8 protein-coding genes are annotated in these 12706 nt (G+C 64.3%); 6 read left to right on the forward strand and 2 right to left on the reverse strand.

The window, feature by feature from the left end:
- Positions 1–38 precede the first annotated feature (38 nt).
- The 6 genes from asnB (at position 39) to cysN (ending at position 9648) form a co-directional block, all read left to right on the forward strand.
- A complete protein-coding gene (gene asnB, locus GN330_RS23285) occupies positions 39–2060 on the forward strand; it encodes an asparagine synthase (glutamine-hydrolyzing) (protein WP_156716145.1) in 2022 nt (673 codons plus the stop codon).
- A 79-nt stretch (positions 2061–2139) separates the two neighbouring features.
- On the forward strand, positions 2140–3495 hold the full coding sequence (locus GN330_RS23290) for a DUF2793 domain-containing protein (protein ID WP_156716147.1): 1356 nt from the start codon (positions 2140–2142) through the stop codon (positions 3493–3495).
- Between the two features lie 161 nt (positions 3496–3656).
- A complete protein-coding gene (locus GN330_RS23295) occupies positions 3657–5315 on the forward strand; it encodes a heparinase II/III family protein (protein WP_197435291.1) in 1659 nt (552 codons plus the stop codon).
- Positions 5315–6556, forward strand: a complete 1242-nt coding sequence (locus GN330_RS23300) for a glycosyltransferase family 4 protein (RefSeq protein WP_156716151.1) — start codon at positions 5315–5317, stop codon at positions 6554–6556. Before GN330_RS23295 ends, GN330_RS23300 begins: the two co-directional genes overlap by 1 nt.
- A 228-nt stretch (positions 6557–6784) precedes the next feature.
- Positions 6785–7708: a sulfate adenylyltransferase subunit CysD gene (gene cysD / locus GN330_RS23305; RefSeq protein WP_156716154.1), complete on the forward strand. Its 924-nt coding sequence runs from the start codon at positions 6785–6787 to the stop codon at positions 7706–7708.
- A 2-nt stretch (positions 7709–7710) separates the two neighbouring features.
- A complete protein-coding gene (gene cysN, locus GN330_RS23310) occupies positions 7711–9648 on the forward strand; it encodes a sulfate adenylyltransferase subunit CysN (protein ID WP_156716156.1) in 1938 nt (645 codons plus the stop codon).
- A gap of 32 nt (positions 9649–9680) precedes the next feature.
- On the opposite strand, the gene GN330_RS23315 is transcribed toward cysN, so the two are convergent.
- Complete coding sequence (locus GN330_RS23315) at positions 9681–10703, reverse strand: NAD-dependent epimerase (RefSeq protein WP_156716158.1); 1023 nt, start codon at positions 10701–10703, stop codon at positions 9681–9683.
- 312 nt (positions 10704–11015) lie between these two features.
- Complete coding sequence (locus tag GN330_RS23320) at positions 11016–12344, reverse strand: nucleotide sugar dehydrogenase (protein ID WP_156716160.1); 1329 nt, start codon at positions 12342–12344, stop codon at positions 11016–11018.
- Between the last annotated feature and the right edge of the window lie 362 nt (positions 12345–12706).

Genomic DNA, 12706 nt, shown 5'->3' on the forward strand with positions numbered 1-12706 from the left:
TTAATATACTTACTGAACAAAAATAAAAGGATTTTAGGATGTGTGGAATTGTTGGCATTCGCACTTGGGCTTCTAGGGGCGATTTCATTTTAGAGTATTTGCCGAAAATGCGAGACGCGATGGTTCATCGTGGGCCTGATGGCGATGGTCTGTGGCTTTCCGACGACGGAACAGTCGGTTTGGCTCACCGACGTCTGTCAATTGTTGATTTAAGCAGTCTCGCCGACCAACCGATGCCGAACGAAAAAAAGGACGTTTGGCTGACCTACAATGGCGAGATCTATAATCATGCAACCCTACGACCGGAACTGGTGCGGAGTGGGCATCGCTTCGTCACCGATCATTCGGATACGGAAGTACTCGTGCATGGCTTCGAAGAATGGGGCATTGGCGGTCTGCTTGAGCGACTGTCGGGTGATTTTGCTTTCGCCATCTTCGACACGAAAGACCAAGCGCTTTATCTTGCGCGCGATCCCGTTGGTGTAAAGCCGGTCTATTTCGCTGAAATTGATGGCGAGTTCGTGTTCGCCTCCGAAATCAAGGCTATTCTCGAACACCCGCGTGCCGAACGCGATGTCGATCCCATCGCGATGGTGCATTATCTCAGCTTTCTGACTACACCAGCACCTTTGACCATGTTTAAAGGCATATACAAATTGCCGGCTGGTTGTTGGCTAAAGGTCGACGCGGACAAGAAGATCGAACTGACACGTTATTATTCACCCGGTCCGGGCAACTGTGAAATCGAGCGAGAAGTGAAAGGGCTGAGCCCTGCTGCCACCGAACGCTTCTTTATCGATGGTATCAGACAACGACTTGATGAATCGATCGAGCGTCGAATGATGTCCGATGTGCCGTTCGGGGTCTTCCTGTCCGGTGGTATCGATTCGTCCACGAATCTCGCCCTCATGAGCAAATATACCAATCAGCCGGTAAACACCTTCACTGTTGGTTTCAAAGGACATCCAGAACTAAACGAACTCGATTTCGCTAGGCAGGCGGCGCAACAATTTGGTGCGAATTACCGCGAGGTGTTGATCGACGAAAACGACATGATCGGCTACATTGACCAGTTGGTTCACCATCAGGATGAGCCACTGGCGGATTATGTCTGCATCCCTCTCTATTTTGTCTCCAAGCTTGCGCATGATTCCGGCGTGACCGTGGTACAAGTTGGGGAGGGCGCTGACGAGCAGTTCGCGGGATACGATGGTTATCTTCGCTATCTGAAGCTCCATGATCGTTTTTGGGAGCCTTGGCAGAAACACGTACCGAAGGGCATGCAATCCTTCGCGGCCAAGGGTGCGCGCGGCCTGTCATCGTTGCATCCGAAAGCCCGATTAGTCGCGGACACGCTAGATCGGGCCGCTCGAGATCGTGAGTATTTCTGGATATTGTCCATGTCCTTGTGGAATTCCCGCAAGGATCAGCTAGTAAAATATGACAAGTTGCAACCTGGTGAGCATCACCAGAGGATGATTGAAGCGGGTGTTTTGGACCCCAGCATTTTGGTGCCGGACAGCTTCGCAGTCATCAAGTCGCTGTACAATGAGTTTGATACAGCCCACCCCACTGCGGATACGCTGACGCGCATGACCTACAACGAGTTCCGTCTGCGCTTGGCCGAACTTCTTTTGATGCGTGTGGATAAGATTACCATGTCAGTATCGCTAGAAGCGCGCGTGCCTTTCCTGGACAAGGACATGGTTGATTTCACATTTTCGATCCCCGGCGATCTGAAAATCAAGAACGGTGACCGGAAATATTTGATGAAAAAGGCAGTTGAAGGGCTTATCCCCGACGATCTCATCTACCGAAAGAAGATGGGATTCGGTGCGCCAATGGCGCAATGGATGCGCGGCGATTTCGGCCGGAAGGTCGAAAGCGAAATCCTCAACTCAAAAATCGGTGAGCGCGATTTCCTCGATCTTGATTATCTGCAGGAGATGTTTCGGGAACACCGGGGAGGAAGAGTCGACCTAAGCCTGCAATTGTGGACGATATACAATCTCGTTTGTTGGTACGAATACTGGATCGGTGGAAAAACCGGCGGATCATGATCGGGTTCGAGACGCCTCTATCCATCCCCCCCCTCAACGCCGCGCGCTACCCTAGGGGCTTTTCCGCAGGAAGGGCCCCATGGACAAGACCGCAAATCTCTCGCTTCCCGTGATCGCGCCGGCGCAGGCGCAAAAACACGTCACCCATAACGAGGCGCTGCGCGTGCTCGACGCGGTCGTGCAGCTTGCCGTCATCGACCGCGACCTGACCGCGCCGCCCGGTGGGGCGGCCGACGGTGATCGCTACATCGTGGCTTCGGCCGCGACCGGTGACTGGGCCGGACAGGAGGGCCGAATCGCCGCCTTCCAGGACGGCGCCTGGGCGTTTTACCAGCCCGGTGAGGGCTGGCTCGCCTTCGTCGCCGACGAGGCGCTTCTTTGCTACTGGACCGGCGCGGCCTGGGCCGATGTCGCCGGCGCCATCACCACGCTGCAGAACCTTGTCCTGCTCGGCCTCGGCACGACGGCGGACGCTGCAAACCCGTTTTCGGCCAAACTCAACAAGGCGCTGTGGACGGCCAGACCGGCGGCCGAGGGCGGCGACGGCGATCTGCGCTACGCCCTCAACAAGGAAAGCGAGGCCGACGTGCTGTCGCTGTTGATGCAGTCGAACTGGTCGGGCCGCGCCGAGCTCGGCCTGGTCGGCGACGACGATCTGTCCGTGCGCGTCTCGCCCGACGGCGCCGCCTGGACAGAAATCCTGCGCGGCGACCGCGCCGCCGGCGAGGCGGTGATCGGCCATCTGCGCGTCGGTCGCGACATGGTGCAAAACGTGCTGCCGGATTCGGGCCGCTTCAACGGCAACGCCAACAACACCGCCTTCAGCGGCATCGCCTATGCCGCGCCGACCTATCTCAGCCCGACATCCGGCGCCGGGCTCGCCGCGCACGCCAAGTTCATCCACAACAACGACGATTACGGCGGCGCGGCCGGCGCGCTCGACGCCGAGGTCAAGGCGCTGGTCGAGGCGATCCGGCCGCCCGGCGCGCGCCGGTTCGGGCCGGAATGGTACGTGATCGAGGTGACCCAGAAGGCGTCGGGGACGATGAGCGAGGCGGTCGATATCGGCGGCACGCTGTACGGCCTCGCCTTCACCACGCTGTTCACGGCCTTGCCGACACGGCTTACCTTCGCCTATCACGTCAAGGTCAAGACCGGCACCGCGGCGCTGACGCTCGACAGCGGCCGGGTCGTGCGCGCCAGCCGCGACGGCGCAGCCCAGCCCAAGGCGGCCCAGACGATCGACAATGCCGACGGCTGGACGCATATCTGCGTCCACAACGTTCCCAATCAGTATGGCTACGCCTACGACCTCGCCCAGCTCAAGCTGCCGCTGTCGGGCGCGGTGTGGATCGCGCTGCCGAAAATCGTCTTCGGCCATGTCGAACTCGATCCCGAGCTCGGCGTCTTGATGAACGCCCGGATGTTCGGGTAGGACGTGCGCGCCGACTTGCGGATCGCCATGCGGGTGATGAACCCGCATGGCGCGTCGCGGTCTTCGGCAACCGGGCGCCGTGGCCGGCGGCGATGCTTGCAATTGCCGGTTTCGTGTGGTTGGGAATGCCGGTCTCCCGATCCCATCTTACCGAGAGCGGCATGCGAGCTTCCCTATCCAAGGCCGGGCGCCTGTTGCGGACCGTGCGCTATCTGCGCCCGGGCCAGATCTCCGATCGTGTCGCCCGCCGCCTGCGCGCCGCCCCTAAGGTCGGCGGACCGGTGCCGCCCCTGCGCGCGGTCACGGCCGGCTGGACACCCTGCGCCGGCCGGTCGCCAAGCCTCGTCGGCCCGTCGCGGTTCCGCTTCCTGGCGCGCGAGGCCGATCTCGACGGGCTGGCGGGCTGGAACGACGCCTCCATGCCCAAGCTCTGGCTCTACAATCTGCATTATTTCGACGACCTCCTGGCCGACGGCGCAGCCACGCGTCAGGCCTGGCATCTGGCGCTGGTCGACCGCTGGATAAACGACAATCCGCCGCTCGCCGGCAATGGCTGGGAGCCCTATACGCTGTCGCGGCGTATCGTGAACTGGATCGCCGCCGCGCTGGCCGGCCTGCCGCTCGACGAAAAAGCGCGCGAAAGTCTCGCCCGGCAGACGCGCGCGCTTGCCGGCATGCTCGAGTTTCATCTGCTCGGCAACCATCTGTTTGCCAATGCCAAGGCGCTGATCTTCGCCGGGGCCTATTTTTCCGGCCCCGAGGCCGAGCGCTGGCTGAACACCGGCCTGGCGATCATGGCCCGCGAACTCGACGAGCAGGTGCTGGCCGATGGCGGGCATTTCGAGCTCAGCCCGATGTATCATGCGCTGATCCTCGAAGACGCGATCGATCTCGTCCAGCTTGCCGCGGTCTATCCCGACGCGCTCGGCCGCGCCGCCGCCGACCAGGACTGGGCCGGCCGCGCCGCGCGCATGATCGACTGGCTGGCCGCGATGAGCCATCCCGACGGCGAGATCGCCTTCTTCAACGATGCCGCGTTCGGCCAGGCCCGCAACCTGGCGCAGTTATGCGCCTATGCCGGCCGGGCCGGCATTTCCGCCGCACCGTCGCCGCCGGCGCTCGCCCATCTGGCCGACAGCGGTTACGTCCGGCTGCGGGAGGGGCCCTGGTGCGTTTTCTTCGATGCCGCGCCGGTCGGCCCCGACTATATTCCCGGCCACGCGCATGCCGACACGCTGTCGCTCGAAATCTCGTTGGCCGGCGCGCGCCTCATCACCAACACCGGCACCTCGACCTATGCGCCGGGCCCCGAACGCGAGGCCGAGCGGGCGACCAGCGCCCACGCCACCGTGGAGCTCGACGGCGCGAACTCCTCCGAAGTGTGGGCGAGTTTCCGGGTTGGTCGCCGCGCCCGCCCCGCGTCGGTGTCGACGAAGGTGGCGGGCGGTGCGCTGCACGCGCGCGGCGCGCATGACGGCTATCGTTTTCTCGCTGGCCGCCCTGTGCACGCGCGCGACGTCAGGGTCACCGCCGGCGCGGTCAGCATCGTCGATCGCATCGAGGGCGGGGGGCGTCATGCAGCCGTCGGCCGGTTTCCGCTCCATCCGGACGTGGACCGGGTCGAGCAGATCGAAGGCGGCTTCCGCCTTGTCATGCCGGACGGACGGGCGGTGAGGGTCGCCGTTGCGGGCGCCGACGCGCTGGCGATCGAGCAGGGACATTACGCGCCCGAATTCGGCATTTGCCGGCCGCGCCCGGTGCTGGTCTGGCGTGCGGCGCGCGACCTTCCCATCGAAGTTACCGTCGAGTTCCTGGCCTGATGCGCATTCTTCTGCTTTCCGACAATTATCCGCCCGAAACCAACGCCGCCGCGCTCAGGAGCAGCGCGCATGCCCGCCGCTGGGTGGAACGCGGCCACGAGGTCACGGTGGTGACGAGTTTCCCGAACTTTCCCGAAGGCAAGCTGTTCGCCGGATACAAACAGTCGCCGTGGAAGCGTGAGACCGTCGACGGGGTCGATGTGATTCGCGTTCCGACGCTGATTTTCCCCAATGCCGGGACAGCCAAGCGGATTGCCGATTTCGTCAGCTATATGGTGACCGCGACCATCGCTGCGCTGTTCGTAAAGCGTCCCGACATCGTCGTCGCCACCTCGCCGCAGTTCTTTGCCGCCGTGGCCGGCTGGATGACGTCGGTGCTGCGCTGGCGGCCCTTCGTGTTCGAACTCAGGGATCTGTGGCCCGATTCCATCATCGCCGTCGGCGCGCTCAAGGACGGCGCTTTGCTGCGCATGGTGCGCAAGCTGGAGTATTTTCTCTATCGCCGCGCCGAGCTGATCGTTTCCGTCACCAACGCCTTTCGCCGCCACCTGGCCGAGACCGGCATCGATCCCGAAAAAATCCGCGTCGTGCGCAACGGCGCCGATTTGAGCCGGTTTTCGCCGGGGCCGGCCGACGATCTGCGCGCCAGGCTGGGGCTGAGCGGGCGTATCGTCGTTTCCTATATCGGCACGATCGGCATGGCGCACGGCCTCGACATGCTGATCGAGGCCGCCGCCAGGCTGGCCGTACAGGCCCCGCAGGTCACGCTGCTGATGGTCGGCAGCGGTGCGGAGCGCGAGCGGCTCAAGGCAATGGCGGCCGAGCGGCAGCTCGAAAACATGATGTTCGTCGACCGTATCGCGCACGACGCCGTGCCCGACTATTGGCGTGTCAGCGACATGACCCTGGTTGTGCTGAAGGATCACCCGTTGTTCCGCACCGTGATCCCGTCGAAAATCTTCGAGGCGATGGCCACCGGTACGCCGATCGTCACCAATGTGAAGGGCGAGCTGGAGGAGCTTTTGACGCCGCTCGGCTCGGCCGTCCATGTCGAGGCCGGCAGCGCCGGCGCGCTCGCCGATGCCGTCACCGCGCTTGCCAACGATCCCGCCCGGCGCAAGGCCCTGTCGGCGGCGGGCGTGGCGGCCGCGGCGCAGTTCCACCGCACCAAGCAGGCCGACCTGATGCTGGCGGCGCTCGAGGAACTGGCCGCGCGCCATAAGGGCGGGTCGCGCCGCTGATGGCGAAGGACCCCGTCCGCGCAGCCAGCTCGCGCGCCTGAGGATGCCGGGCGCGCCGGCGCGGCGCGTCGGCGACGAAGTTTCCACGATGACGCCCAAACGCAAAAAAATGCTTCGCCAGCGCGGCGCTTGAGAGCACCGCGCGCCTTGAGAAGTGCGGCCCGGAGCGGCACGTTCAGGCCGGATGCCGGGATGCGAGGTCGCGGCTGCTTCGAAGGCGCGAACCCGATGCTCCAGAAACTCGGCGGCTACGACACGCTCACCCATCTCGATCGGCTCGAAGCCGAGGCGATCCACATTTTCCGCGAGGTCGCCGCGACCTTTTCGAAGCCGGTGATGCTTTACTCGGTCGGCAAGGATTCCGCCGTCATGCTGCATCTGGCGATGAAGGCCTTTTATCCGGCCAGGCCGCCTTTTCCGTTCCTGCATGTCGACACCACCTGGAAGTTCCGCGAGATGATCGCCTTTCGCGACCGGATGGCGGCCGAACTCGGCTTTGATCTTCTGGTCCACGTTAACCAGGACGGCGTGCGCGAGGGCATCAACCCGATCGATCACGGCTCCAGCGTCCACACCAACATCATGAAGACGGTGGCGCTGCGCCAGGCACTCGACGCTCATAAGTTCGACGCCGCCTTCGGCGGCGCGCGGCGCGACGAGGAAAAGTCGCGCGCCAAGGAGCGTGTCTTCTCCTTTCGCAACGCCCAGCACGGTTGGGATCCGAAGAACCAGCGCCCGGAAATGTGGAAGATCTACAACACCCGCGTCAGCCCGGGGGAATCGATCCGCGTCTTTCCGTTGTCGAACTGGACCGAACTCGACATCTGGCAATACATCCTGCGCGAGGACATCCCGATCGTGCCGCTTTATTTCGCCGCGCCGCGCCCCGTCGTCGAGCGCGACGGCATGTTGATCATGGTCGATGACGCGCGGCTGAAGTTGCGGCCGGGCGAGGTCCCGCGCCAGCGCATGGTCCGTTTCCGCACGCTCGGCTGCTACCCGCTCACCGGCGCGATCGACTCCCAGGCGACCAGTCTGGAAGAGATCGTCGGCGAGATGCTGGTCGCGCGAACGTCGGAGCGTCAGGGCCGGCTGATCGACCGCGACGAGGCGGGCTCGATGGAGAAGAAGAAGCGCGAAGGCTATTTTTGACGATGGAACATGTGTCCCCCCGCGCCATCGAACAGCGCGACGGCGTGCGCGCCTATCTCGCCGGCCAGGAGCGCAAGTCGCTGCTGCGGTTTTTGACCTGTGGATCGGTCGACGACGGCAAGTCGACGCTGATCGGCCGGCTGCTGTTCGACGCCAGGCTGATTTTCGAGGACCAGCTCGCCGCGCTCGAAAACGACTCGCGCCGGCACGGCACGGCCGGCGACGATATCGATTTCGCCCTTCTGGTCGACGGGCTGGAGGCCGAGCGCGAGCAGGGCATCACCATCGATGTCGCCTATCGCTTCTTCGCCACCGAGCGGCGCAAATTCATCGTCGCCGACACGCCGGGCCACGAGCAATATACCCGCAACATGGCCACCGGCGCCTCGACTGCCGACCTGGCGATCGTTCTGGTCGACGCGCGCGCCGGCATCATGCGCCAGACCAGGCGCCACACCTTCATTGCCTCGCTGCTCGGCATTCGCCACATCGTCCTCGCCGTCAACAAGATCGACCTGGTCGATTTTTCCAAGACCGCCTTTGACGCCATCGCCGACGAATACGCCGCGCTCACGGACGATCTCGGCTTCGAGACCGTCACCGCGCTGCCGATCTCGGCGCGCTACGGCGACAATGTCAGCGCGCCCTCCGAGCGCCTGGGCTGGCACGAGGGGCCGTCCCTTCTGCAATATCTCGAAACCGTCGCCATCGACGCACCATCCGACGAGCGGCCGTTCCGCTTTCCCGTCCAATATGTGGTGCGACCCAATCTTGACTTTCGCGGCTTTGCTGGAACGATCGCCTCGGGCTCGGTCGCCGTCGGCGACGCGGTCGTCGTGGCCAAGTCCGGCCGCGCGTCGACGCTGGCGCGCATCGTCACCCGCGACGGCGATCTCGACAGCGCCCGCCAGGGTCAGGCCGTCACGCTGGTGCTGGCCGACGAGGTCGAGGTCTCGCGCGGCAACATGCTGGTTGCGCCGACGGCCAGGCCGCATGTCGCAGACCGGTTCGCCGCCAATATCGTCTGGTTCGGCGAAAGCGCGCTGGTGCCCGGCCGCTCCTATTTTTTGCGCACCGAGACCGACGAGGTGCCGGCGCATGTCAGCGCGCTCAAGGCGCGGGTCGACATCAACAGTTTCGCCCGTCAGCCGGCGAAGACCCTGGCGCTGAACGAGGTCGGCGTGGTCGAGATCGCCACCCAGGCGCCGGTCGCCTTCGACCCCTACGGCGAAAACCGCGCCACCGGCGCCTTCGTCCTGATCGATCGCATGACCAATGCCACGGTCGGCGCCGGCATGATTGCGTATCCGCTGCGCCGCGCCGACAATATCCATTGGCAGGGGCTCGACGTCGACGCCAGCGCGCGCGCGGCGATCAAGGGGCAAAAGCCGGCGGTGCTGTGGTTCACCGGCCTGTCGGGGTCGGGCAAGTCGACGATCGCCAACCGGCTCGAGCGCAAGCTGCACGCCGCTGGGCGGCATACCTATATTCTCGACGGCGACAATATCCGCCACGGGCTGAACCGCGACCTCGGTTTTTCGGAGGCCGACCGGGTCGAGAACATCCGCCGGGTCGCCGAAACGGCGAAGCTGATGGCCGATGCCGGGCTGATCGTTCTGGTGTCGTTCATCTCGCCCTTCAGGGCCGAACGCGCCATGGCGCGTACGCTGATGGGCGAGGTGGCCTTTGCGGAAATATTCGTCGATACGCCACTCGAGGACTGCGCGGCGCGCGATCCCAAGGGGCTTTACGCCAAGGCGCGCAAGGGCGAGATTTTGAACTTTACCGGCATCGGGTCGCCCTACGAGGCGCCGGACGCCCCCGATATCCATATCCGCACCCAGGAAAGCCGGCCGGACGACGCCATAACCGAGATCGAACGCTGGCTGGCTGCGCGCGACGTTTCCGGCCAGCATTTCGGCGACGGCGGCGGCATCTGAGCGAAACGAAGAGTTCTGCGTGCGCGCGCCGCCTAGGCGCCGTAATAGTCGCGATACCAGGCCACGAAACGGCCGACGCCCTCGCGCACCGGGGTCGCGGGACGGTAGCCGACCGCGGTCTGCAGCGCGCTCACATCGGCCCAGGTCGACGGCACGTCGCCGGCCTGCAGCGGCAGAAAGCGGCGCTCGGCCTTTTTGCCCAGCGCCGTCTCGAGCGCCTCGACATAGTCGAGCAGCTTCACCGGCTGGCTGTTGCCGATATTGAATATCCGGTAGGGCGCGTTGCTCCTGTCGGGCGCCGGCGCGTCGCTGTCCCAGTTCGGATCCGGCGCGGCGATCCGGTCGCTGGCGCCCACCACGCCCGCGACAATGTCGTCGACATAGGTGAAGTCGCGCATGTGGTCGCCGTGGTTGAATATCTCGATCGGCTCGCCGGCCAGGATGTTCTTCGTGAATTTGAACAGCGCCATGTCCGGCCGGCCCCACGGGCCGTAGACGGTGAAGAACCGCAGACCCGTGGTCGGCAGTCCGAACAGATGGCTGTAGGAATGGGCCATCAATTCGTTGGCGCGCTTGGTGGCGGCGTAGAATTGCAGCGGGTGCACGGCGGCCTGGCTTTCGGAAAACGGCATCGCCGTGTTGGCGCCGTAGACGCTGCTCGTGCTGGCATAGGTCAGATGCTCGACCTTGTTGTGGCGGCAGGCTTCCAGGAGATTGGTGAAGGCGACGATGTTGCTGTGCACATAGGCGCGCGGATTATCGAGCGAATAGCGCACGCCGGCCTGTGCGGCCAGATGGATGACCCGGTCGAAGCGGTGTTCGGCAAAACAGGCGTCGACGGCCGCTGCGTCGGCGAGGTCGGCGCGCACGAACCGGAACGATCCTTGCCTGGCGCCGGCCAGCCCTTCCAGGACACCGAGCCGGGCCTCTTTCAAGGACGGGTCGTAATAATCGTTGACGACGTCGAAGCCGACCACGGTGTCGCCGCGCTCCAGCAGGTGCTTGGCGACGTGAAAACCGATGAAGCCGGCGGTGCCGGTGACAAGCACGTTCATGGTCTAGAGCCGTTCCTCTTAACTGGAATCGTTTGACCGCCGGGATTTCGCGGTCTGGCCAGGAGCGCGTGGCGATGCGGTGCAGGCACCGTGAGCCGGGTGGGACGCCGTCCAGGACGGGAAAGACCAAGGTCGGGCGATTGCGGTTTGAAAGGCGATATCAAAACCATTGGCGCTCCCCGGCTTGGACGGCTTTTCCGCCCCGGCCCGCGTCGAAGCCCTTGCCCGATAGTGATATCGCGCTGCGGGCTTCTCCTTGCCGAAGCGAAAAATCCATTCCATCAAACCGCTTCCAGTTAAAGAGAAACGGCTCTAGAGCCGCCCGTCGCTGTCGTGTTTGGCAAAAACGCTCTTGACGTCGAAGACCACCGCGCCCGGCCTGCCGCGCGCGCGCAACCATGCCGCTCCCAGGTCGGCGAAGTCACGATGGGCAACGGCGAGGATGATGGCGTCATACCGCCCCTCTTGCGGTGCGGTCGTCAGGATTTCAAGCCCGAATTCCCGCCGCGCGGTTGCGGGATCGACCCATGGGTCCCACACGTCGACGTCGGCGTTGAGCTCGGCGAGCCCGCGAACGATGTCGATCACGCGCGTATTCCTGACGTCGGGGCAGTTTTCCTTGAAGGCGAGCCCCATCACCAGCACCCTGCTGCCGACCACGGGCAGGCGGTTTTTCATCATCAGCCGCGCCACCCGCTCGACGACATGGCCGCCCATGCGGTCGTTGATGCGCCGGCCGGCCAGGATGATCTCGGGGTGGTAGCCGACTTCCTGGGCCCTGTGGGTGAGATAATACGGGTCGACCCCGATGCAGTGGCCGCCGACCAGGCCGGGCGTGAACGGCAGAAAATTCCATTTGGTCGAAGCCGCCTGCAGAACCTCTTTCGTGTCGAGCCCGAGCCGGTGAAAGACGATGGCCAGCTCGTTCATCAGCGCGATGTTGAGGTCGCGCTGGGTGTTTTCGATCACCTTGGCCGCCTCGGCGACCTCGATCGAGGAGGCCTTGTGGGTGCCGGCCGGCACGATCGCGGCGTAAAGCGCGTCGACGGCGTCTGCGGCCTCGGGCGTCGAGCCGCTGGTGACCTTGACGATATCGCCGAGGCGCCGCGCCGGATCGCCCGGATTGATCCGCTCGGGGCTGTAGCCGACGAAGAAGTCGCGGTCGGGGACAAGCCCGGAACACCGTGCCAGGATCGGCGCGCAGACGCTGCGCGTGCAGCCGGGATAAACGGTCGATTCGTAGATCACCAGCGCGCCCTTCCTGAGCACGGCGCCGACCGTTTCGCTGGCCTGTTCGAGCCGGCCGAGATCGGGCCGGTTGGCCGCGTCGACCGGCGTCGGCACCGCCACGATGAAGACCGAACAGGCGGCGAGGTCGGCCGGCGCGCTGGTATAGGTGACATGCCTGGCCGCCGCGAGCGCGGCTTCCTCGACCTCGCGGGTAGAATCCCGTCCGGCGTTGAGGTCGGCCACGCGCTCCGGGTTGACGTCGAAGCCGATCACCCGGCCGCGCTTGCCGAACGCGACGGCGAGCGGCAGGCCGACATAACCGAGGCCGATTATGCCGATCGTGGCGTTGCCGAGGTCGAGGGGATGGCTCGGTGTCCCCGGCGCTCCTTTGGCTATGTCCGTTTCCGCCATGCGTTTGGGTCGCTCAATTCCATGCCGGACTTGCTGTAGCAGGAGAGTCCATCCCGGCAAACCCAATCGTTGCCGGCGATCAGGCGCATGATTCGGCCGAGGTAGCTTCCACAGCGCGACCGGGCGGCTAACTGGTTTCTGCAGCCGGTATGCGCCTTGAGTCGAGAGTTGTTGATGTCGCGCAGCCTCGTTGACCCGGTGCTTGGACAGAAAACGCGAATCACTTCAGTCAGGCGGTATGACCTGAGCCCCGACTTCCCTCCAGCGTAAGGGAGAGTCCGAGGGTTTCGTTTGTGGCCTCATGCGGCCTGTTTTTCCAGCCTGATCTTCATGGCGAACTCGACCGGCGGGACGTTGCCGAG

Origin of the sequence: Nitratireductor arenosus (assembly GCF_009742725.1) — a bacterium.
Classification (GTDB): domain Bacteria; phylum Pseudomonadota; class Alphaproteobacteria; order Rhizobiales; family Rhizobiaceae; genus Mangrovimarina; species Mangrovimarina arenosa.

Coding starts and splice junctions, on each gene's coding strand:
- asnB (WP_156716145.1), top strand. CDS start 39: ATGTGTGGAATTGTTGGCATTCGCACTTGGGCTTCTAGGGGCGATTTC.
- GN330_RS23290 (WP_156716147.1), top strand. CDS start 2,140: ATGGACAAGACCGCAAATCTCTCGCTTCCCGTGATCGCGCCGGCGCAG.
- GN330_RS23295 (WP_197435291.1), top strand. CDS start 3,657: ATGCGAGCTTCCCTATCCAAGGCCGGGCGCCTGTTGCGGACCGTGCGC.
- GN330_RS23300 (WP_156716151.1), top strand. CDS start 5,315: ATGCGCATTCTTCTGCTTTCCGACAATTATCCGCCCGAAACCAACGCC.
- cysD (WP_156716154.1), top strand. CDS start 6,785: ATGCTCCAGAAACTCGGCGGCTACGACACGCTCACCCATCTCGATCGG.
- cysN (WP_156716156.1), top strand. CDS start 7,711: ATGGAACATGTGTCCCCCCGCGCCATCGAACAGCGCGACGGCGTGCGC.
- GN330_RS23315 (WP_156716158.1), bottom strand. CDS start 10,703: ATGAACGTGCTTGTCACCGGCACCGCCGGCTTCATCGGTTTTCACGTC.
- GN330_RS23320 (WP_156716160.1), bottom strand. CDS start 12,344: ATGGCGGAAACGGACATAGCCAAAGGAGCGCCGGGGACACCGAGCCAT.